The following is a 21901-nucleotide window of genomic DNA, read 5'->3' as shown; positions in this document are numbered from 1 at the left end:
CATGAACACACTCATCGCTTTCTATCAAAATCTCGGCCTGGCCCTTTCCCTGCTGGTCATCGCCACCTTCCTGCTGGCCGGCACCATCAAGGGTGTGATCGGCCTGGGGCTGCCGACCATCTCCATGGGTTTGCTCGGGCTGGCTATGGCTCCGGCGCAGGCTGCGGCGTTGCTGATTATCCCGGCGACCCTGACCAATCTCTGGCAACTGGCGTTTGGCGGTCATCTGCAAGCCCTGATCCGGCGCCTGTGGCCGCTGCTGCTGGCGATTTTCATGGGCACCGGGCTCGGTACGCTGTGGATCGGTATGACGGGTGGGGCTTGGGTGGTGCGGGCCTTGGGCGGGGCGTTGTTGCTGTATGCGTTGAGCGGGCTGTTGCTGCCGACGCTGCGGGTCGGTCCCGGTGCCGAATCGTGGATCGCTCCGCTTTGTGGGCTGCTGACCGGCCTCATCACCTCCGCCACCGGTGTGTTCGTCATTCCGGCGGTGCCCTATCTGCAAGCGCTGGGCTTGAGCAAGGATGAATTGGTGCAAGCCCTGGGCCTGTCATTCACCGTTTCTACTCTGGCCCTGGCCGCCGGCCTGTTGTGGCGCGGCGAACTGGGCGGCGGCGAATTGAGCGCTTCGTTACTGGCGCTGGCACCGGCGCTGCTGGGGATGTGGCTGGGGCAATGGTTGCGCCAGCGGATCAGCGCCGTGTTGTTCAAACGGGCATTTTTCATCGGCCTCGGCGTGCTCGGCGGCCATTTGCTGATCAGCGGCTAGCCGAGGACGGGCTGAGCATGTCGACGCGGCGGATGTCGAAGTCGCGCTCCAGATAGTCCATGCGTTGCTCGAAGAATTGCCGCATGTGCGGCAGGTTCGAGTGCACCTCCAGATGCGCCTGGGAGGCCCAGATCTCATAGAAGATAAACAGCGTTGGATCCTGCTGGTCCCGCAGCATGTGGTATTCGATGCAACCGGGCTCGGCACGGCTTGGCTCGACGTAGGCGCGAAACAGCGCTTCGAAGGCTTCGGCTTTTTCCGGGCGGGTCTTGGCATGCAGGATGAAACCGTGCAGTTCGCTCATCGAGATGGCTCCTGAAGTAAAAGAGGTGTCGGAGCTTACGGCAACAATCGGCCTTCCATTCTTGCGTATAGGTCAAATCAGTTTTGCCGTTGTGGTGCTTATTCCGCGTGAAGCTCGTCGGTACTCTGCCGCCATCATTTTCAACCTTTCCATGCAGCGGCCCTCCAACGGCCCACGCCGTGGAACCCGATGAGGCTCCCCATGAAAAAAGTCCTGTTGCTCAACGGCGGCAAACAATTCGCCCATTCCGACGGTCGCTACAACGCCACCCTCCATGACACGGCGCTCAGCGTGTTGGACCATGGCGGTTTCGATGTGAAAACCACCTTTATCGACGGCGGCTACGACGTCCAGGAGGAAGTCGCCAAGTTCCTCTGGGCCGACGTGATCATTTACCAGATGCCAGGCTGGTGGATGGGCGCACCGTGGACCGTGAAGAAATACATCGACGAAGTCTTCACCGAAGGCCACGGCAGCCTCTATGCCAGCGACGGTCGGACCCGTTCCGATGCCTCGCAGAAATATGGCAGCGGCGGCCTGATCCAAGGCAAGCAGTACATGTTGTCCCTGACCTGGAACGCCCCGCAGCAAGCCTTCGACGACCCGACCGACTTCTTCGAAGCCAAGGGCGTGGACGCGGTGTACTTCCCGTTCCACAAAGCCAATCAGTTCCTCGGCATGACCGGCCTGCCGACCTTCCTGTGCGTGGACGTGATGAAGCGTCCGAACATCGAAGAGGATGTGGCGCGGTATGAGCGGCATTTGATCGAGGTGTTCGGCCTTTCGCGGTAATCCGGCTACTATCGGGACCTACCTGCAGGCAATCATGCATCTGTGGCAAGCCCTGTCACATTGAGTTGCATGTCATGAGAGGACACCCGTGAAAGCCAGATCCGACGAGTTGCAGATTTTCGTCTGCGTGATTGAGTGCGGATCGATTTCTGCCGCCGCCGAACAGGTCGGGCAGACGCCATCGGCGGTCAGCCGCACGCTGTCGCGGCTGGAGGCCAAGCTCGACACCACGCTGATCAACCGCACCACGCGGCGCATGGACCTGACCGAGGAAGGCAAGTATTTCTTCGAACAAGCCAAAGGCATCCTCGACCAGATGGATGAACTGGAAGAGCGCCTGTCGTCTCGCCAGAAAAATCCCGCGGGACGCTTGCGGATCAATGCGGCCTCGCCGTTCATGCTGCACGCCATCGTCCCGCACATTGAAGAGTTCCGCAGGCTTTACCCGGATATCCAGCTCGAACTCAACAGCAACGACCTGATCATCGACCTGCTGGAGCAAAGCACCGACATCGCCATCCGCATCGGCACCCTCACCGATTCGACGCTCCACGCCCGCGCCCTGGGCTGCAGCCCGTTGCACATCCTCGCCAGCCCGGCCTATTTGAAGCGGCACGGCACACCCACCAGCGTCGCCGAACTGGCGGAGCATGCGTTGCTGGGTTTTGCCCAGAACGAGGGGCTCAATCAATGGCCGCTGCGCCACCCGCACGGTGATCGCTGGCCGATCCAGCCCGCCATCAGCGCGTCCAGCGGCGAGACCGTGCGGCACCTGGCGCTGCAAGGGCAGGGCATCGCCTGCCTGTCAGACTTCATGACCCGCGAAGACATCCAGGCCGGTCGGCTGAAGGTGCTGCTGGCCGATGCCAACAGCGGATACCGCCAGCCGATCAATGCGGTGTACTACCGCAACTCGCAATTGGCCCTGCGGATCCAGTGCTTCCTGGACTTCATCCAGGGCAAGCTCGCCGACTACGCCGCGCGGGATTTCAAGGGCTGATTCGTGACTTCAAGGCAAGAGTGATTTGGGCAATGTGGACTGTTTCGGCAAGGACCAGTCCTCGATACTCGTCCCATCACTCAGGTTGCCAAGGAGTTATCCATGAACGTATTCATCACCGGTGCTGCCGGTTTTATCGGCGGTTCCATCGCCACCGGCCTGGTACGCGCCGGGCATCAGGTTCGCGGTCTGGTGCGCAGTGCCGAACAGGCGAGCGAACTCACTGCGCTGGGCATCGAGCCGGTCATTGGCACCCTCGAGGACAGCGCGCTGCTCACCGAGCAGGCCCGTGCCGCCGACGCCGTGATCAACGCCGCCAGCAGCGATCATCGGGGTGCGGTCGAAGCCCTGATCAAGGGGCTCGAAGGCTCGAACAAAGTGCTGCTGCACACCAGCGGTTCGAGCATTGTCGGCGATGCGTCCGGTGGTCGTCACAGCGATGACATCTACCGGGAAGGCCATCTGCCGCCACCCACTGTCGACAAAGCGGCCCGTGTCGCCATCGACAATCTTGTCCTGGACGCCGCCCAGCAAGGCGTGAACTCGGCGGTGATCTGCAACACCTTGATCTACGGCCACAGCCTGGGGGTCAAGCGTGACAGTGTGCAGTTGCCACGGCTGCTCAAGCAGGCGCGTAAAAGTGGGGTGGTGCGGCATGTGGGGCCGGGGCAGAACATCTGGTCCAACGTGCACATCGAAGACGTGGTCGAGCTGTACAAACTGGCCCTGACCCGTAACGTACCCGGCACGTTCTATTTCGTTGAAAGCGGCGAGGCCTCGTTCATCGACATGACCACAGCCATGGCCCGGGCGCTGAAGCTGGGCGAGCCGCAAGATTGGCCGCTGGCCGAAGCCGAGGCCGAATGGGGCTACGAAATGGCCAACTATGGCCTGGGCTCCAACAGCCGTGTGCGAGGCACGAACGCCCGTGAGCTGCTGGGCTGGACGCCGAAGCGGACGTCGGTGGTGGAGTGGATTCTCGATGAGATGGTGTGAGTGACATCGGTAGTGCCAGCAGAATAAGCCCCCTTGTGGGAGCGAGCTTGCTCGCGATGGCGCCGGGTCAGTCAGTACTGAAGTTGGCTGACCCACCGCTATCGCGAGCAAGCTCGCTCCCACAGGTTTTTGTTGGGTGTTGCTTCAGTCGTGCTGCACGCCCGCACGCTTGAGCATTTGTTTGCAACGCTCGGACAGGTGAAACACCCGCAGGTGCTTGCCCGCTTTGCTGTAGCGCTCGCGCAGGGTCTTGAGTGCGGCGACGGCCGAGTAGTCGACGAAGCGCAAGTGACGGCAATCGAGGGTCACCAGGGCCGGGTCGTTGGCCGGGTCGAACTGGTTGAGGAACGGCGTCGACGAGGCGAAGAACAACGTGCCGTGCAAGCGATAAAGCTTGCTGCCGTCCGCTTCCTCGTGGGTGTCGGCGTACAGTTCCCGGGCTTGTTGCCAGGCGAAGTTGAGCGCCGCGATGATAATCCCGCAGAGCACGGCCACGGCCAGGTCGGTGAACACCGTGATCACCGTCACCGCGATGATGACCAGCACATCGTTGGCCGGCACTTTGTTGACTACCCGCAACGAGGCCCAGGCGAATGTCTGCTGGGACACCACGAACATCACGCCCACCAGTGCCGCCAGCGGGATGCGCTCGATCAGCGGCGACAGGAACAACACGAACAGCAACACCATCACCCCGGCCACCACGCCCGACAACCGTCCGCGTCCGCCCGAGCTGAGGTTGATCATCGTCTGGCCGATCATGGCGCAACCGCCCATGCCGCCGAGCAAGCCGGAGGCCATGTTGGCCGCGCCCAACGCCACGCACTCACGGTCCGGATAGCCGCGGCTCTCGGTGATTTCATCGGTCAGGTTCAAGGTCAGCAAGGTTTCCAGCAAACCGACCATCGCCATGATGACCGCATAGGGTGCGACGATCTGCAGGGTCTCCAGGTTCCAGGGAATGTCCGGCAGGGCAAAGGTCGGCAAGCCGCCGGCGATGTGGGCCATATCGCCCAGCGTTCGGGTCGGCAGGCCGAGCAGGTCGACCGCCAGGCCAACACCGAGGATGGCCACCAGCGCCGGCGGCACGCTACGGGTCAGGCGCGGCAGCAGGTAGACGATGGCCATGGTCAGCGCCACCAGGCCGGCCATCAGGTACAGCGGCGGGCCGCTCAGCCAGGCCTCGCCATTCTTGAAGTGTTCCAGCTGGGCCAGGGCAATGACGATCGCCAGGCCGTTGACGAAGCCGAGCATCACCGGGTGCGGCACCATGCGCACCAGCTTGCCCAGGCGCAACAACCCGAACGCCATCATGATCAGCCCGCCCAGCAGCACGGTCGCCAACAGGTACTGCACGCCGTGTTGCACCACCAGCGCGACGATCACCACGGCCATCGACCCCGCCGCGCCCGAAACCATCCCGGGCCGTCCGCCGAACAGGGCAGTGAGGGTGCAGAGGATGAAGGCACCGTACAACCCCATCAGCGGGTTGAGGTGGGCCACCAGGGCGAAGGCGATGCACTCGGGGAGCAAGGCGAAAGAGGTGGTGAGGCCGGCGAGGGTGTCGGCGCGAAGACGGGCTGATTTCATGATTTACCTGACTGGGCGCCGGTGGAGCGTCGGCTGCCGGGGAGTGGTGCAAAAACAGGTGCGGATGGTACGGAATTGAGCGCGGGGCGGCCAGCCGTCTGTGCTGAGGGGATAAATCCCCTCAGCACAAGAGAATGGTTCTGTATGAAAGTCCGGCGCCGGATTTTCATAGCGGCTGCATCGCGATGTCCGTCAGCGACATTTCTTTCCTGTGGGCGAAAATTACTTTCAGTGGGTTTGAAGATTCATCGTCGAAATGATTTATGAGTTTCACAACACATCGACGTGACCCCATTCGAGGAGTAACGCATGGCCCCTGCTTTCGGTTATTGGCTACTGGTCTACGCGGCCATCGCCATCATTGCGCTGATCGTTCTGATCGCCCGTTATCGGCTCAATCCGTTCATCGTGATTACCCTGGTCTCCATTGGCCTGGCGTTGCTGGCCGGGATGCCGCCGTCGAGTGTGGTGGGGGCGTACGAAGCGGGTGTCGGCAAGACGCTGGGGCACATTGCGCTGGTGGTGGCCTTGGGCACGATGCTCGGCAAGATGATGGCCGAGTCCGGTGGGGCGGAGCGGATGGCGCAGACGCTGATCGAACGCTTCGGCGAGCGTAACGCCCACTGGGCAATGGTGTGCATTGCCTTCCTGGTGGGCTTGCCGTTGTTCTTCGAAGTCGGCTTTGTGCTGCTGGTGCCCATCGCCTTCACCATCGCCCGGCGTGTGGGTGTGTCGATCCTGATGGTGGGGCTGCCGATGGTCGCCGGGCTTTCGGTGGTCCATGCCCTGGTGCCGCCCCATCCGGCGGCGATGCTGGCGGTGCAGGCGTTCCAGGCCTCGGTGGGCCAGACCTTGCTGTACGCGATCCTGATCGGCATTCCCACCGCGATCATCGCCGGCCCGTTGTACGCCAAATTCATCGTGCCGCGCATCCAACTACCGGCCGAGAACCCGCTGGAGCGACAATTCCTCGACCGCGAGCCGCGTGCCAGGCTGCCGGGTTTCGGCGTGACCCTGGGGACCATTCTGCTGCCGGTGATCCTGATGTTGATCGGCGGCTGGGCCAACCTGATCTCCACCCCGGGCAGCGGTTTCAACCAGTTCCTGCTGTTCATCGGCAACTCGGTGATCGCCTTGTTGCTGGCGACCGTTCTCAGCTTCTGGACCCTCGGCCTGGCCCAGGGCTTCAACCGCGAATCGATCCTCAAGTTCACCAACGAATGCCTGGCACCGACCGCCAGCATCACCTTGCTGGTGGGCGCCGGCGGTGGTTTGAACCGGATCCTGGTGGACGCCGGGGTCACGCAGCAGATCGTCGGCCTGGCCCAGGAGTTCCAGTTATCGCCGCTGGTGATGGGTTGGCTGTTCGCCGCACTGATGCGGGTTGCCACCGGATCGGCCACGGTGGCGATGACCACGGCCTCGGGCATCGTCGCGCCCGTGGCGATTGGCCTGGGTTATCCCCACCCCGAACTGCTGGTGCTGGCGACTGGCGCCGGGTCGGTTATCTTTTCCCACGTCAACGACGGCGGCTTCTGGCTGATCAAGGAATACTTCAATATGACCGTCACGCAAACCTTCAAGACCTGGACGGTGCTCGAAACGCTGATTTCCGTGGTCGCGTTCGCCTTGACCCTCGGGCTTTCGCGCTTGCTTTGAGCGCAACGCACCCCAACAGGAGCCGCCATGGACATCCTCTACCAGATCCGTTCCCGCCAGGACTCCTTCAGCGCCGGCGAAGGAAGAGTCGCCCGGCTGATGCTCGAAGACGTCGGCTTTGCCGCCTCCGCCAGCCTCGATGAACTGGCCCAACGGGCGGAAGTCAGCAGCGCTACCCTGTCGCGCTTCGCCCGTACCGTCGGTTGCCGCGACCTGCGGGACTTGCGCCTGCAACTGGCCCAGGCCAGCGGTGTCGGCAGCCGTTTCCTCGACCCCCCCGGGGCGTCGGAGCAATCGGCATTTTATGGACAGATCGTCGGCGATATCGAAGCGACTCTGCGCCAGCATCTGTCAGCATTCGAAGAGTCACGGTTCGGCGATGCCGTGCGGATGATCGGCAAGGCACGGATGATCCATGCGTTCGGCCTCGGTGGCTGGTCGGCACTGTGCGGCGAGGAATTGCAGGTGCGGCTGGTGCGTTTCGGCTACCCGATTGCCGCCTGTCGCGACCCGGTGATGATGCGCATCACCGCCACTTCGCTGAGCGACCAGCATCTGGTCATCGCCTGTTCACTGACCGGTATCACGCCGGAGCTGTTGAGTGCCGTTGAGTTGGCCCGCAGCTACGGCGCGGCGATCCTGGCCGTCACCCGCGCCGACTCGCCACTGGCCCAACTGGCCGACTGCGTGCTGCCTCTGCAAGGTGCCGAAACCTCGTTCATCTACAAACCCACGGCGGCGCGCTACGGCATGCTGCTGGCCATCGACGTGCTCGCCACCGAGCTGGCGCTGGCCCATCCTGAAGACAATCAAGAGCGCCTGCGGCGGGTCAAACTCGCCCTGGACGATTACCGCGGCGGCGACGATCACTTGCCGCTGGGAGACTGACATGCTGTACGACACGCTTATTCGCAATGCGCTGGTCATCGACGGCAGCGACAGCCCCGGTTACCACGCCGACGTCGGCATTCGCGCCGGTCGCATCGAACGCATCGGCGAGCTGGGAGATGCCCGGGCCTTGGAAGACATCGACGCCGCCGGCCGTGTGCTGGCGCCGGGGTTCATCGATGTGCACACCCACGACGACACGGTGGTGATTCGCCAACCGCAGATGCTGCCCAAGCTCAGCCAGGGCGTGACCACAGTGATCGTCGGCAACTGCGGCATCAGCGCTTCGCCGGTGAGCCTGCGGGGCGATCCGCCGGACCCGATGAACCTGCTCGGCACGGCCCAGGCCTTCGCCTACCCACGCTTCGGGGATTATCGGGGGGCGGTAGAGGAGGCTAAACCGGCGGTCAACGTGGCCGCATTGGTTGGGCACACGGCGTTGCGCAGCAATCATATGGATGATTTGTTGCGCACTGCCTCGGTGGGAGAAATCGCTGCCATGCGTCGGCAATTGCGCGAAAGCCTGGAGGCCGGTGCACTGGGTTTGTCCACCGGCCTGGCCTATGCCAACGCATTTTCGGCGTCCACCGACGAAGTCATGCAACTGACCGAGGAGTTGAGTGCATTCGGCGCGGTCTACACCACCCACCTGCGCAGCGAATTCGAGCCGGTGTTGGAGGCCATGGACGAGGCGTTCCAGATCGGTCGTCATGCGCAGAGCCCGGTGATCATTTCCCACCTCAAGTGTGCCGGGGCCGGTAATTGGGGGCGAAGCCCGCAGGTGCTCGCGGCGTTGGAGCACGCGGCGAAAACCCATCCGGTCGGTTGCGACTGCTATCCCTACGCGGCCAGCTCCTCGACCCTGGATCTCAAGCAAGTGACCGATGCCCATCGCATCACCATCACCTGGTCGACACCGCACCCGTCAATGGGCGGGCGTGATCTGACCGACATCGCCCGCGAATGGGAGGTGTCGCTGTTGGAAGCGGCGCGGCGCCTGCAACCGGCCGGTGCGGTGTACTACGGCATGGACGAAGGCGACGTCCGTAGAATCCTCGCCCATCCGCTGTCCATGGTCGGCTCCGACGGATTGCCCGAAGACCCGTTTCCTCATCCGCGCTTGTGGGGTGCATTCCCACGAGTGCTGGGCCATTTCAGTCGTGACGTCGGGCTGTTTGCGTTGCACACCGCCGTGCACAAGATGACCGGTCTGTCGGCGGCACGCTTCGGCTTGAAGGGCCGAGGTGAAATCGCTGAAGGCCATTGGGCGGACCTGGTGCTGTTCAACCCACACACCATTCGCGACGTGGCCGATTTCAACCAGCCGCAACGGGCTGCCGAAGGGATTGATGGCGTGTGGGTCAATGGTGTCTTGAGCTACCGCGATGGGCAGGCAAACGGGCGCCGGGAAGGGCGATTCCTGGCGCGGGAGGGCGACTTGCGCCAGGGGTTTGGTCCGGCGAATGGCGTGTAAGCGGCTGATATTGTGTAAATTGGCGTCACAATAATGGCACTGCGACACTAAAGAAGCCGGACCCAAGGCCGAAGCATTGGGGTCAACCCACTAAACTGGGTCTTTTCAGCCAGGGAGCAACCCATGAGCTTCGGTAAAACCACCCCGATTCTGCGGATCTTCGATGAAACCAAGGCGTTGGCGTTTTATGTCGACTTCCTGGGCTTTACCGTCGACTGGCAACATCGCTTCGGTGACAACTTCCCGTTGTACTTGCAGGTCTCCCGTGGCGACTGCGTGTTGCACCTGAGCGAGCACCATGGCGATTGCACGCCGGGCTCGGCCCTGCGGATCGAGACCGATGAGCTGGAAGCCTTCCAACAGCAATTGCAGGACAAGGCGTATCGCTACGCCCACCCCCAGATCCAGGCCATGCCCTGGGGGAGCCAGGACATGACGGTGGTCGATCCGTTTGGGAATCGGTTGGTGTTTACCAATGCGATCACTGTCTGAGAGGCGCCCCCGCTCGGATCCCCCAGGCCTGGCAGGATCCGAGCGGGTTTGAGTTGGCCAGGTGCAGTCAGGAACTGAGACCAGGGCGCGGAGCACGATTGATAGCCAAGACATGCTCGTTGTATTTCCCATAGTCCATAGCGTGGCGCCCCGTCTGGATACTGACGCTTTCCGGGATAATGCCGCTGCAATTGAAGCAGGCAATGAAAGGTTTCGGTTCGTCCACGCCGGTTATTTTGTGGGTGAACAGTTGCGTGTTCGACAGCTTCATTTCAGCTTGACCCGGGTAGAGCGCAACGACCGAGTTGATCAGGCGGACTTCTCCATGAGCCCCTGGTCCCCCGGTGCGTATGGGGATGATGCTATTGGATTGTTCAATGTGCCTGGCAATGAGGTTCTGGGTGTATTGCTGCAGTTCATGGACGTCCTCGACGGTCCTGCTCAGCGTCGGCTCGCTCTTTAACTCGTCAAGATCCAGTTCGATTTTATGGATCGGATCGTTTTTCGTCGCGCTGTATCGTTCGGCCAAGTCGGCCAGGTAATCGTGGGTATTGCCGATCCTGTAGCTTCCGAAGTTCAGGTAGAACTTCTCGCTTTCGGCGGTAACGTCATACGCCTTGTCTACGCCGCGGTATCCCTCCGGGCCGGATTTAGGCCCGGTGAGGTTGTAGAACTCGTTGAGGCCCACGCCCAAGCCATCGACCAAGCCATGGGAGTGAACGACCAGCTCCTTGCGTTTGGTTTTGCTGAAACTGGGGCTGGCGTCGGGGTCTGGAGGGCCTTCCTGATGAGTGCCGGCACGTTTTTTAGCTTGTTTCGTCGGTGGCGGCTGCATCATTTTCAGGGAACGGGCGTGGCCATCCTCTTTCATCCATTGGATGAAATCCTCCTTCATCCACCCTTGACGGTCGACAAACCTGAGGGGGTTGTTTCCCACCATGGCATACAGGTTCAAGCCATCGACCGCCCCTGCCGGGTCGGGGCTGATCCAGCGTTGCAACCACGGCGCGTAGTACCGCTGCCCGTAATAATACAGGCCACTGGCATCGCGTTCCTTGCCGCAGTAGCGAAGGGTCCGGTAGTCGGCTTCCACGGCCGAGCGGGAGGCCTGCCAAGCGGTTCCTCCATAGGGCAGGTAGCTTTCCTGGCTGATCAGGCCGCCCTGGTCGTCGAGTTCCAGTGAGCTGGAGCCCAGGTGGTCGCCAAGGCCATAGCGTATCGGGTTGGCGGCGATACCGGACGGTCGGCCTTCGGTCCAGTGCAGGTAGCGCACGTTGTAGCGACCGGCTTGCAGGGTGATGACTTCCAGGCGTTCATTATCGCGCGTGCGAATCTCGAGGCCCGGCAGATAACGGACTTCCCGAGTGTGAACCCGTGTTGCGCCCAGGGTTGTCTGGAGCTTGCGTACTCGTTGACCGCCGCTGTCGTAGCGATAGCGCTCGATGTCATCGGCAGCGTTTTCACGCCGCACCAACACCACGCCGTCGAGCTGGTTGCGCAGGTTCCATGTCAGCGCCTGGCCTGGGGAAAGCGCCTGCTGGTTGCCGTTGGCATCGAAGTCCACTGCCACGTCGGGCGTCGATTGGCCTTTATTCCAGGCGCGCAGGCGATTGCTCGCGGCGGCCACGTTCAGGGTCCGGGTGTAGTGGTTGCCGTCGCGACGATGGCGCAACTCAATCAGATTGCCGCCGGCGTCGTACTCGTAATGTTCGGTGAAGTTGAACAGCTGACTCGGGTCGATGGGTGTTTTGCCGAGGGCTGGAAGGTCCGGGGGCCTGGTCAATCCGGCGGCCTCGCGGCCCGTCGCGCTGATCAATTGGTAAAGGCTGTCGTAGGTGAATGTGCTGGCGGCTTCGACCCGCTGGTTACTGCCAAACTGCACCGGTTGAGCCTTGTCCTCGAGATGCGTCACGTTGCCCACCGGGTCGTAGGTGTAGCGCAGATCCTGCAAGGTGCTGGCCGCCCGTGACGTGCGCAGGGCGGTCAGTCTACCGTTGGCCGGATCGTACACGGCGCGACTGACGACCCCGTTGCCAGCCGTCTGGGACTCGATCTGGCCGGACGCGTTATAGACCAGAGCGCTCATGATGACTTTTTCGGTCGCCGTGTTGCTTATCTGCAGGCCCACGGACTTGAGTTGACCGGCGACATCGAACGAGTAGCGCTGCTGGTGCTGGGCGGCATCGGTCTGCTGGATAAGCTCGGCGAGGGCGTCGTAGCGCCAGTTCGTGGTGTAGCCGTTCCCCTGTTCCAGCAAGCGATCGCGATCTACCTCCTGCGCTGGCCAGTCCAGGCGTTCGGCGGTGGCCAGCAGGTGCCTGGTCTGGCTGAGAGGTTTGGCGCAAAGCCCATAGCCGTGGATCAGCAGGGTGCCGGCGCTGTCATCGTGACGGATCAGCGCACCGCAGCGGTTATGCACCGCGGACTCCGGCGAACTGTCGCCGTAGTGCCGGCATTCGACCCTGCGCGGCACGTCGCCTGCCGCTTGCTCATGGACGGCCGTCATGCGCAGTTGCGTGTCGTAGGTGGTTCGCCAATAGGAGCCCCGCTGATCCCAGCAGTGCGATAGCTGCCCGGCATCGCCAGGCAGGTACACGCGCCAGCCGGCATCGATACTGTCGAGCAACAGCGTCTTGCCGGACAAACTGAAGACCGTCCGCAGGTTCGCCCCGCCGGTCGCCATGGCAAACAGTCGAGGATCACGCTGCGCCACCGCTCGTCCCGCCGCGTCATAGTCTTGCTGGGCAATGCGCGCCTGGGAGGGGGCCTGGGCGTCGCGCCGGTAGTAAGCGATTTGCCGCACGGGCAGGCCACGACCGTCGAAGGCATTGATCGTGGGTGTCTTGTGATGAAGGCGTGCGTTCATGCGCCACCTCCGGCCGTGGCGGCGTGTTCGGACAGGACTTCCTGCAGCGTGTCATTCTCGTCCTCGTCCACGGTGTACCAGGGATGGCGTGTATGGCGGCGCAGATAGGCGAGGCCATTTTGCCTGGCGAGCAACACGTAGCTGGGGCGTCCGAGTGGGTCGTAGAAGTGTTGGTCGAAATGCCCGGACTGGCGCAAGGACGCATCGTTGATGTGGCTGTGCCGGTCGGCGAAATATGGACGGTAGATACGCACCGCCAGGCCCTTGCTGTTGTATTCCACCCGTTCACTGACACGCCAGCGCCTGGTTGCGATCTGCTCCTTGGGCTTTCCATCCGTCAGTGTCAGGTCGCCCTTGGCGTCGACGACGTAAGCCTGGCCCGGTTCGACGAGTTGCTTGCTTTGCAGGGTTCGTCCGAAGCCATCGAAGCCACTGACGGCGATGCGGATTTGTCTTCGGGGGTCATCCGGGAAGCGGTCGGCGACCAGCGTGGCGATGTGTATCGGTTCACGGGGCGCGGCTGCGATTTCGTGTTTCAGCTTGAGGTCGTCGGCGGAGGGTGTCTGAAGCTCCGCCAGGCGGGCTCGGGCCGATGCGCGGATATGGCCGCTGGACAGCAGGTCGCCGTTACCCACGCAACGTGCCAGCCAGTCGGTGTCCGCCCGGGCAACCTTCGATACACGCCCCATCCAACTGAAGGGCGCGTAATAGAGGGTCATGGCGGCGTCTTGCAGGGCGTCCCCGCTTTGGCTGATGGCGGCCGCGGGGCTGCTGAACGGTGGCCGTTTGAACTGTGCGAGCGGCTTGAAACCCACGGGTTTGTGATGCTCGTCACCATGGAAAGAGGTCGCCAATACTTGGCCGAACGCATCGAACAGGCCTTCTTGTACGTTACCGTTGGGGTCGATGATGCGCAGGGGCTGGAGTGAACGGTAATCGTAGAACGCCTGGGTGGTGCAGCCGTCGGGCAGTTTGAAGGTGGTGACAAGACAAGCGTATGGGTCATGGCCTATCTCGCACACGCCTTGGCTTTCGCTCGGTTGTACGGTCCTGGTTTTGTAGAAGCCCGCCAATGGCGCGTAGGTGGTGAAAGCGCTTTTGACGGACCAGAGTTTTTTCTCCGGCGCGGTGTCGAGAAGAAAATCGCTCATTCGGTGATAACCCATTCGCTCCAATAGTTTTCCTTTGGGGCGGCTGTCCTGTGGCAGTAATTGGAAGGCGCCCAAGGCCGTTTCATCCAGCTCGGCGCTTTCCAGATGATCGACCAGGGCCTGAAAATCGGCGACGCCGTCCGGCAGGGTCGCTGCGCTCGACGCGTGTCTGTAGCGCTGCACGGACAGGCCGGTCAGCACGCCTTGGGTTTTCCAGGCGGTTTGTTTCGTGAGTTCGCTGAGCGTTTCGAACGACAGGTCCCGTGGGCTCAACCCCTCGTCTTCAGGGCGCTTGGGGCGTTGCAACGCCTGGGTGCGCTGGCGATAAGGCAGGCCGAGTCGCCATTGCTGGGGCGCCTGCAAGTGGATGAATTCGGCACGGGTTTCGTTCAGGTAGTAGAGCTGCTGCGCCGGGTCATGCGCATCGCGCCACCACTGTTGCGGGTCGGTGTCGCTGAACAGTGGTGTGTCGCTGGCGGTTTTTCGTCGGGCGTAGTGGATGTCCACGCTGTGGGTCAGTGCGCCGTACCGGTCGTGTTGCAGGTTCAGGGTGTGCCGGCATTGCGGGTCATCGACAATGCCTTCGTACTGGTAGCGGATGGACTCCAGCAGCAGGGGCAACATTCGGGCCTGCCGGCGAACGCTGTCGGGTGCTTGCAGCAGGCGTAGCCCATAACGGTTTTCCTCCACCGAATACAGGCGGGTGGTTTTCAGCTGTCTGTCGATGCCGAAGACCTCGCTGCGCAGTACCCGGCCACACAGGGCGCGGGACATTTCCAGTTCGGTCGCCGCATCTGGCGAGGCGATGATGCGATCCGGCAGAGACTCGGGCGGACAGTGGCACAGCAAGGCCTTGCCCAGCGGCACGGCTTGCTTGTCTGCCCGGCTGTAGCCATTGCGTGGCAGGTTCACCCTTCGCCCGGTATGAAACCAGGTCTTTTTCAGGCAGGTGGCGGTGAAGGCCTGGACGTCTGTGTCGCCGGGGCTCGCTTCAGTGTCGGTTTGCAGTAACAGGCCAAAGCCCCGAAACTCACGTTCGATGCCGTCGTAGTAACCCTGGCGATAGGAGAATGCCTGGGTCAGTCGATTGCCGGTTATTTCATCCACTTGGGTCTGGGCGCAAACCAGGTGCAGGGCCAAGGGCAAGCGACAGGTGAGGGGCTTGCCGTCCGTCATCCGCTGCAGTTTTTCATCCAGCCACTCCTGGGCCGAGCTGCGGTAGCGGATGCGCTGGTCGGCGCCCATGTTGTTGTGGATGCCGGTGAGCAGGTACGGTTTGGCGCTGACGAAGTCGTAGCGCCAATGCCGCGGCGTCATGTGCGGCGCGCTCAGGATCAGGCTGGAACAACCGAGCCCTTGCAGGTCGGCGATGCTGACCTGGCACAGAGGATCGTAGCGCAGGCCTTCCGGCCAGGGCAGGGCAACCGCGGGGCTGAAACCATGGCCGCTGCGGTTCATGAAAATCAACGCCTGGTCCGCTTGCAGATAGATCAGGTCCGCAGCGCCGGAGCCATCCAGGTCCGCCAGGCGGATACGCGCGGCGTCGAAGCTGTCGTAGGCCAGCCCGGGGAAGTCCAGCACCCTGGCGTTGCCGAAACGCCCTCGGCCGAGGTTGGGCCAGCACTTCACTTCGTTGTGACGAATGCGCACCAGATGCTGCTGGCCGCTGCCCAGTACATCGCTGAAAGCCACCAGTTCGCCGGCTGAGGCACTGAATAGGGGCAGGGCGTCTTCGTTTTCCTCGCGAGGGACTTCCACGGGAGGCGAAAAGCCGTGTTCCCGCTGGTTGGCGTACAGGCGAACACTGCGCGGGCCGATCACCGCCAGATCGCCGAGCCCGGCGCCCATCAGGTCGGCCAACTGCCCTTGGGGGCTGAAAAACTCTGGCGCAAGTGCATTGAACGTGGCAAAGCCCGACCAGCTTCGTTCGGCATCGAGGGCGAAAAAGCCGCTCACTTGCGGATGGGCGACGAGCCAATCCAAACGACCATCTCCCGTGAGGTCGCTCAGGGCCTGGTGTACTGGTGTGGCCGTGTCGGTCGCCGGGATGTGGGGCAGCGTTCGCCACGGCCCGTAGGTCACGTCGTTGCCTTTGGTATTGGCCCGCACGGGCTCGCGGTAATGCCAGCCGTTGTCGGTTCGATGCAGCACCCCCGGCAGTCCCTCGCCGTACAGGTCCACCAGTTGATAGGCACGATCATCGTTGAGCCCCGGCATGTCCTGGAAACGCCGCCAGGCACGGGGTTCAGGCGCAAGCTGGAAGGCGCTGTAGCTGAATTCGACGGGCGGTCGGCTTTCGGCGGCTTCACCTTCTCCGAACGCCTGGTCATGGGCGGCGCTAAGGAGCGGGTAACCCAGAGATGTCTGGTGATAATCCAGCAGCAGGCGCCGCACCAGGACGGGGGCGGTGCCCAACTCCTCGGGAAAGCGGTGAAACATCAGGACCTGGCGACACAGCCGTTCGGTGCGCAACTCAAAACCGTAGGCGAAGCTGGAAAATGCATCGCCACGGGCTTGCCACTGCTGGCCTTCGTAAGACGGTTTTCCTGCGTAGGCGGTGGTCCGTTCGCCGTAGTCGAACACCAGTTCGAAATGCCATTGCACGTTCGCGAGCCGATCCGCTGTCCACCCGTAAAGGTGTGCATCGGCCTCGAAATTGCCATAGCTGACCTGGCTCAAATAGCGTTGGGCCGTGGTGTCTGTCTTGTACTGGTAGAGGATGTGCTCGCCGTGAGCGTTCAGGCTCTCCTCCAGCAGCCATTCGCCGATACGGCTCGTGTCCTGGGGATCGGCGCGCCGTGCTGACGGGTGCTTGCCAAACAGGTGGAGGCTGCCGTCGGCACCGTGCACCAGCCAGAAACCGGCCTCATCGCCTTGCGAGGACCAATGCTCGATTCGGTCGAAGTGGCTTTCGATCCTGGGAAAGTATTGGGTGACGGTATAGCGCGTGCCCAGGTCCAGACCGTTGTAGTGGTCGATGTAGGTGGCGGCGATGACACCTTGTGAATCGCGCTCGGCTAGCCACGCCACTTCGCTGGGGCCGACGAACTCGTCATCTTCGGTATACGCCGGTACACCCTTGCTGGTGCGTCGCGCCACGCTGGGTAACGACAATCCCCAGCCGATGCCGAACACACCGTTACCGAGCGAGCTGAGATAGCTCAGGGTCAAGGGTGGCGCAAAGCCGCGTCCTGGCGAAATGGGCAGGGCAATCCCATAGGAGGCCGTACCGTGGGCGCCGACGGGGCTCCATCCTTTGCCGATGCTTTGAATGGCACCGCCCCCCTTGGGCAGGGACGGTGCGGTGACAGGCAGCGGGGCGTGTTCATTCATTGCACACCTCCACCGACCCTGGCGGTATAGCTCACGTGCACGATGACGTCGGTCAGCGACTCCAGCAGGTCTTTTTGGGCCTCGGGGTTCGGGAAGGTCAACTGCCACTTGGAAATCGCGCCGGTGTATTCGAACGGCAGGTAGCGATCATCGTTGAAGTTCAGGGTGAACAGACCGTTGTCGTCGACACCCGTCGACAGGGCGATCTGCTGGTTGGCGCGCCAGCTCTCCATGGCCCGTCCTTGATCGCCCGGCGACAGGAACACGGTGCTGGCGGTCTGGGTCAGCGTGGCTCGAATGTTTTCATAGGGCCCGACGACGGTGGGCAGGGTCACGCTGATGGTTTTGATGCGCCGCAGGTAATGTCGCTGGCCCTTGTAGTCGTCTTCGAACAATTGATGGGTCAGCTCGAACTCGCATCCGCCCTGTTTCAGGTCGGCGTGCAACTGCGCCCACTCCTTGTTGAGAGAGCTGGCAGCGGTTTTGCCCTTGAGTTGTCGCAAGGATATTGTCTTGCGGATCTCCAGCTCCCGCTCGTGACGTTGCAGGTACCCGGCGTGCATCTTCAACAGGTTCATCTTCAGCCGCTCGCCAGCGCCAAGCCCGCGATAGGTTGCATGCCAGGCGCCAGGTTGAATGAAGCGTGTGTCGAAGTCGGCGATTTCATACTGCCAACAGGCTTCGGCGGCCAGGCACAGGCTCAATGTCGCGTCGTAGGCCTGGCGATACAGTGCGGCCAACTGGCTGTTCAGCCATTGATACAGTTGTACCTTGGTAAAGCGTTTGCTGAGGAAGTCGTAGTGGACCTTGGCTTGGCCCAGGGTCGATTCGGCCAGCCGCAGTTGCAGGCGAGTGGCGGTTTCCTGCTCGGTGAATTGCGCCAGTTGTGCGTCGATCTGGGCCAGTTCCAGTTGTGCCTGGTCACGAATCAGGGTCCATTCCTCCCCGCGACGATCGAACTGTGCCGTGCGATCGAGATGAGCCGCCGCCGTACGATCGTCGATGGCGGCGCCTTGGGCGAGTGCGGTAGCCGCGTGCATGGCACCTTCCCAGCGAATGCCGCCATTGCTGAAACCAAAGATGTTCGGAGCCATCATCAGGCCGCCAGCCGTGATCTGGGCGTCCGATGCCGAGAGCTCGGAGGCACCGCTGTTCAAGTACAACTGGCAGGCCAGGGTTTCGGCGCCACTGATACCGTTGTCCAGCAATTGCTGGTAGTGATTGATCCGGCCCTGGACAATCGCCTTGCTGGCCAGCAAGGCCTGGCGATTGCGCTGATCGATGATCAAGGCCTGGCGTTGCAGGTCGACGGAGATTTTTGCCAGGTCCCAGGCTTGCTGTTGTTGCAGCTCCTGCAACTGGGCCTGTTCCTTGCGCTCGATCAGCGACAGCAGCAGGGTGCCGAATTGGCTGAGGCTTTCCACGGCGTTCTGGGCGTGGCTGTGCATGACGGTGAAACGATAGTGGGGAATGGTGACGCTCGGCAGGCCTGTCGACGGGCTGTCCGAGAGACTCAGGGCGTTGGCGCTGGAGAGCGCTCGCGGGTCCAGCGGCGCCGCGATGATCGGCAAATGCAGCGGCTTGCCGGCCATGTCGAGGTTATGCCGCAGGTTGTACAGGCGACTTTCAGCGAGATCCCAGCACTTGAGCAGTTGCGGATTGAATGGCAAATGCAAATACGGGCTGTCGATCGCCGGCAGGGTCGGCCGCGAGCTGCCTTCGCGAAGGGCCAGTGTGTGATTACCGGTCAAGCCGGTCACGGCGTATTCGAAGGTGCGCAGGCTGTCATCGGCGGTGTCGCTCAGCGCTTTCAAGCTGATGGCAGTCCAGGGATCCGCCGGTTGGACGACCGGGCGTGGACCCAGCAGGTCCAGCACGCGCACGTACCACAGCTTTGCCTCGCTGAGCCCGTCAGGGGTCATCTCGCGGTACGCGGCATCGCCTCGGTTGATCAGGATATCGAGGTACAGGAAGTACAGGGCCTTGCGAAAGTGCACGGGATGACTGAGGGCAATCTGGTGCGGATCATGGGGCGCCTGATGCGAATACGATGGCATGCTGTTGTCGATCAGCGGCACGCTCCGCCAAAAGGCCTTCCTGTCGCGACCCGGGTCGAAGGTATAGCGCAGCCAGCGCTCGGCCTCCTCTTGGTGCTGTTCAGCATTCAAACGATAGGCGACCAGCCAGGGTAGATAGAGGAACAACTCGGTGAAGTAACGGCCATAGGCGCCATGGAAATCCATGCCGTTGGCCAAGTCACCGGGCATCGCGGGTTCCTGCAGGTGTTGCGTCGTCCAGTCGAACAGTTCATCCAGACTGTTTTCGGTACGGCGGATCAGTTCGGTGGCGAATACCGTGTTCAATCGGATGGGTGGGCGAAGTCGGCTGGAGGCGTCACTGGTTTCGATAGCGGACTTGGCGAAGTCGATGAATTGGGTGGTTCCCAGGCCGGGTGTCGTGACGTGGGTAATAGTCGGAGGTTGCTGGCGCTTTAAAGGGAGCTTCAGCGTAATAGCCTTGAGGACGGAATAGAGCTTCGTTGCCGGTTCGAGGGGATGGACGAACGCCACCCCGAGAAGGAGGGTGGTGCCGTCGTGACCGGGATCGTTACCGGGCCACTCGAAATCAAAGGACTGCGCCAGGTGCTCCGCGGGTATGGACTCGGCCACGACGGTCAGGTCTTCGTAGGTCAGGGGCCGGTCCGCTAAGGTGGGTGGTTGCCGGAAGACGACATATTGCCTGTCCAGCGGTTCATCGCAGAGAACGGCGAGGAGCCCCACGTCAAAAGGTTTGGCGTGCTCCGCTTGCAGGGTAATGGTTTCCGAGCCGGTGATGGTGGAGCTTCCATTCCTGCGTCGGCTCACCTCGATCATTCGCCTTACGGCATCCGTGGAAACGAATTTACCTTCAAGGCTGGTATGGCCGGATAGCGTGATGGCGGGCGAGTGTTCACTGTCTCTCAGTATGTCAGGCGTGTGCCTGAAGGACAGCGTGAAGCTTCGGTCGAGAGAGGCCGGGGGGGAGATGAGATAAAAGCTCGAACCTCCAAGAAGCTTCATATAGGGGGTTCGCGGCAGGCTTTTGCCAGGGAGTATCAAACTCAATTGGAGGTGAGGTTCATAAGTGGAGGAGTTGTTCATCCTCACGCGCATTCTGTCGCGCTGCAGGTATTGCCCGGAATCTACGCTGATGGTGCCGATGTTTGCCGTCATGTGCAGCGTGATCCTGGTCCCGTGCCTGGTGTAGCGGAGTTTGATCCGATCGCGATGGGCGCGTCCGAAATCCGACATGGTAGGGGGCATGTCGCTGGGCGGGATGGCTTCCACGAGTTCGAGGTCTGTGGAGGTTTTGGCTTGGATGCGCTGGACGGCAGCGTCCAGGAATGCTTTCTCGGTGGCGGAGTCCGCCGAGCGAACCGATTCAAGGCTGAGGTGTTTGTCGATGCAAGTCGTTCTGTTGAAGACGAGGTTGTTGTCGGTGGTGACGCCCGACGCTACCAGGGATTCATAACCATACAGGGCCAGAAACAGGACGTCCTGCGAACCGTTGCTGTGCCGTACCGCAACGGTGCGTATCAACGCCTTGATTGCGTTCACGTCCTTGCTGCCAAGCGCCCCATCCTCGCAATAGCCTTGCAAGGCCACCCGCGGAGTGCTCCAGTTGCCGTCCTGTTTCTTGAAGCAATAGCTCAAGCGCAAGAGCGGGTGAGTCTTGCCCGATGGCGTGGTATTGGTCTGCGAAGGGGCGTTGGCGGAGGGATCCTGGTGGATGCATTCGGCCCAGGTCACGAACAGCCGATTGTTGAACCAGACCGGCCGAATCGAGTGCTCGGCCGCATTCTCGGGAATCGGCACGTCGGCTTTTTCCCAGTCCGACCAAGCGTACGGATCCGGCTGGTCCCGCTTGGGTGCGATGGCCGGTGGTGGCGCAGGGGGGCCGTCGAACGGACGCTGGGCCATGTTCAACGAGCGCCAGAAGTAGCTGTTTTCGGAGCGGGATTTGGCGATGAAGTAATAGGTACTGTTGGCAAAGTCCGAGCCGTCGATGTAGCCGTTGAGAATGTTCAGGTTGGCGACTTCTTCGAAGCGGGTCAGGTAGGCCATGACCGCCGTTTGAACGGCATCGGGTTGAATCTGGTTCTGGCTGAGCTCGTTTTCCAGTTGCCGGAAGTTCTCGCTTTTATCAGCCCTCAGGGCGGGGTCGAGATAAGTCGCGGGGAAGTACAGCAATTTTTGATGGGCGGCCCAGGTGGGGTACTGGTGCATCTCATCGCGCCATGTTTTCAAACGCTCGGCGCCGATACTGGCCGGGTCGTAACCCGGCTCCAGGTTCATCAGGATGCGGTTGATGTACTGCTGCAGGCTGGCAATGGCGCAGGCCACGGGCGTGGTGGGTACGTCCTGGCTGACCAGCACATCGAGCAGCCAGTATTCGTAGAGGTCACGAGCTGTCTTGAGCTGGCGGGTTTTCGTCGGGGTCTGCTCGGGTGCAACCTTGTTCAGGTAAAGCGCCAGCAGGGCATCGCGCAGACTTTCATCGAGCTGCTTGTTTAGGGCAACGGTCATATTCGATCCTTGAATATTGAAGTGG

The 21901-nt window shown here is 62.0% G+C and carries 13 protein-coding genes; 8 read left to right on the top strand and 5 right to left on the bottom strand.

Features of this window, described 5'->3' with window-relative positions:
* Position 1 precedes the first annotated feature (1 nt).
* Positions 2-766 (top strand): sulfite exporter TauE/SafE family protein, encoded by a 765-nt coding sequence (locus AO356_RS07835; RefSeq protein ID WP_060739283.1) that lies wholly within the window; start codon positions 2-4, stop codon positions 764-766.
* Here the strand turns inward: AO356_RS07835 and AO356_RS07830 are convergent.
* Entirely contained in the window at positions 756-1070 is a 315-nt protein-coding gene (locus AO356_RS07830) for a putative quinol monooxygenase (RefSeq protein WP_060739282.1), read from the bottom strand. The two genes, AO356_RS07835 and AO356_RS07830, sit on opposite strands and share 11 nt — an antisense overlap.
* 201 nt (positions 1071-1271) lie before the next feature.
* Between AO356_RS07830 and AO356_RS07825 the strand changes: the two genes are divergently transcribed.
* The 3 genes from AO356_RS07825 to AO356_RS07815 all read left to right on the top strand — a co-directional run bounded on the left by AO356_RS07825 (position 1272) and on the right by AO356_RS07815 (position 3858).
* Positions 1272-1862, top strand: coding sequence for an NAD(P)H-dependent oxidoreductase (locus tag AO356_RS07825; RefSeq protein ID WP_060739281.1), 591 nt, complete (start codon positions 1272-1274; stop codon positions 1860-1862).
* A gap of 88 nt (positions 1863-1950) precedes the next feature.
* On the top strand, positions 1951-2862 hold the full coding sequence (locus AO356_RS07820) for a LysR family transcriptional regulator (RefSeq protein ID WP_060739280.1): 912 nt from the start codon (positions 1951-1953) through the stop codon (positions 2860-2862).
* Positions 2863-2964: 102 nt separating this feature from the next.
* Positions 2965-3858 carry an NAD-dependent epimerase/dehydratase family protein gene (locus tag AO356_RS07815; protein WP_060739279.1) on the top strand — a complete coding sequence of 298 codons (894 nt, stop codon included), beginning with the start codon at positions 2965-2967 and terminating at the stop codon, positions 3856-3858.
* A gap of 144 nt (positions 3859-4002) precedes the next feature.
* Here AO356_RS07815 and AO356_RS07810 read toward each other — a convergent pair whose 3' ends face one another.
* Positions 4003-5448, bottom strand: a complete 1446-nt coding sequence (locus AO356_RS07810) for a SulP family inorganic anion transporter (protein WP_060739278.1) — start codon at positions 5446-5448, stop codon at positions 4003-4005.
* A gap of 309 nt (positions 5449-5757) precedes the next feature.
* On the opposite strand from AO356_RS07810, the gene AO356_RS07805 reads away from it, so the two are divergent.
* The 4 genes from AO356_RS07805 (at position 5758) to AO356_RS07790 (ending at position 9961) form a co-directional block, all read left to right on the top strand.
* Entirely contained in the window at positions 5758-7107 is a 1350-nt protein-coding gene (locus tag AO356_RS07805) for a gluconate:H+ symporter (RefSeq protein ID WP_060739277.1), read from the top strand.
* Between the two features lie 27 nt (positions 7108-7134).
* A complete protein-coding gene (locus AO356_RS07800) occupies positions 7135-7995 on the top strand; it encodes a MurR/RpiR family transcriptional regulator (RefSeq protein ID WP_060739276.1) in 861 nt (286 codons plus the stop codon).
* A 1-nt stretch (position 7996) separates the two neighbouring features.
* On the top strand, positions 7997-9469 hold the full coding sequence (locus tag AO356_RS07795) for an N-acyl-D-amino-acid deacylase family protein (protein WP_060739275.1): 1473 nt from the start codon (positions 7997-7999) through the stop codon (positions 9467-9469).
* Between the two features lie 123 nt (positions 9470-9592).
* A complete protein-coding gene (locus AO356_RS07790; RefSeq protein ID WP_060739274.1) occupies positions 9593-9961 on the top strand; it encodes a glyoxalase superfamily protein in 369 nt (122 codons plus the stop codon).
* Positions 9962-10028: 67 nt separating this feature from the next.
* Here the strand turns inward: AO356_RS07790 and AO356_RS07785 are convergent, their stop codons facing one another.
* From AO356_RS07785 to AO356_RS07775, 3 genes are read right to left on the bottom strand one after another with little or no spacing between them, the layout of a single operon-like run.
* Positions 10029-12827, bottom strand: a complete 2799-nt coding sequence (locus tag AO356_RS07785; RefSeq protein ID WP_060739273.1) for an RHS repeat-associated core domain-containing protein — start codon at positions 12825-12827, stop codon at positions 10029-10031.
* Positions 12824-17311, bottom strand: a complete 4488-nt coding sequence (locus AO356_RS07780; RefSeq protein ID WP_060739272.1) for a SpvB/TcaC N-terminal domain-containing protein — start codon at positions 17309-17311, stop codon at positions 12824-12826. Before AO356_RS07780 ends, AO356_RS07785 begins: the two co-directional genes overlap by 4 nt.
* The gene (locus AO356_RS07775; protein ID WP_060739271.1) at positions 17308-21876 is read right to left on the bottom strand and encodes a neuraminidase-like domain-containing protein; all 4569 of its coding nucleotides are present in this window, start codon (positions 21874-21876) and stop codon (positions 17308-17310) included. Before AO356_RS07775 ends, AO356_RS07780 begins: the two co-directional genes overlap by 4 nt.
* Between the last annotated feature and the right edge of the window lie 25 nt (positions 21877-21901).

Source organism: Pseudomonas fluorescens (assembly GCF_001307275.1).
In the GTDB taxonomy this organism is placed as follows: domain Bacteria; phylum Pseudomonadota; class Gammaproteobacteria; order Pseudomonadales; family Pseudomonadaceae; genus Aquipseudomonas; species Aquipseudomonas fluorescens_AA.
The sequence above is the reverse complement of the archived record's forward strand: the minus strand, read 5'-3'. Positions and strand labels throughout refer to the sequence as shown.

Coding starts and splice junctions, on each gene's coding strand:
- AO356_RS07775 (WP_060739271.1), bottom strand. CDS start 21,876: ATGACCGTTGCCCTAAACAAGCAGCTCGATGAAAGTCTGCGCGATGCC.
- AO356_RS07830 (WP_060739282.1), bottom strand. CDS start 1,070: ATGAGCGAACTGCACGGTTTCATCCTGCATGCCAAGACCCGCCCGGAA.
- AO356_RS07810 (WP_060739278.1), bottom strand. CDS start 5,448: ATGAAATCAGCCCGTCTTCGCGCCGACACCCTCGCCGGCCTCACCACC.
- AO356_RS07800 (WP_060739276.1), top strand. CDS start 7,135: ATGGACATCCTCTACCAGATCCGTTCCCGCCAGGACTCCTTCAGCGCC.
- AO356_RS07785 (WP_060739273.1), bottom strand. CDS start 12,827: ATGAACGCACGCCTTCATCACAAGACACCCACGATCAATGCCTTCGAC.
- AO356_RS07815 (WP_060739279.1), top strand. CDS start 2,965: ATGAACGTATTCATCACCGGTGCTGCCGGTTTTATCGGCGGTTCCATC.
- AO356_RS07805 (WP_060739277.1), top strand. CDS start 5,758: ATGGCCCCTGCTTTCGGTTATTGGCTACTGGTCTACGCGGCCATCGCC.
- AO356_RS07780 (WP_060739272.1), bottom strand. CDS start 17,311: ATGAATGAACACGCCCCGCTGCCTGTCACCGCACCGTCCCTGCCCAAG.
- AO356_RS07825 (WP_060739281.1), top strand. CDS start 1,272: ATGAAAAAAGTCCTGTTGCTCAACGGCGGCAAACAATTCGCCCATTCC.
- AO356_RS07835 (WP_060739283.1), top strand. CDS start 2: ATGAACACACTCATCGCTTTCTATCAAAATCTCGGCCTGGCCCTTTCC.
- AO356_RS07790 (WP_060739274.1), top strand. CDS start 9,593: ATGAGCTTCGGTAAAACCACCCCGATTCTGCGGATCTTCGATGAAACC.
- AO356_RS07795 (WP_060739275.1), top strand. CDS start 7,997: ATGCTGTACGACACGCTTATTCGCAATGCGCTGGTCATCGACGGCAGC.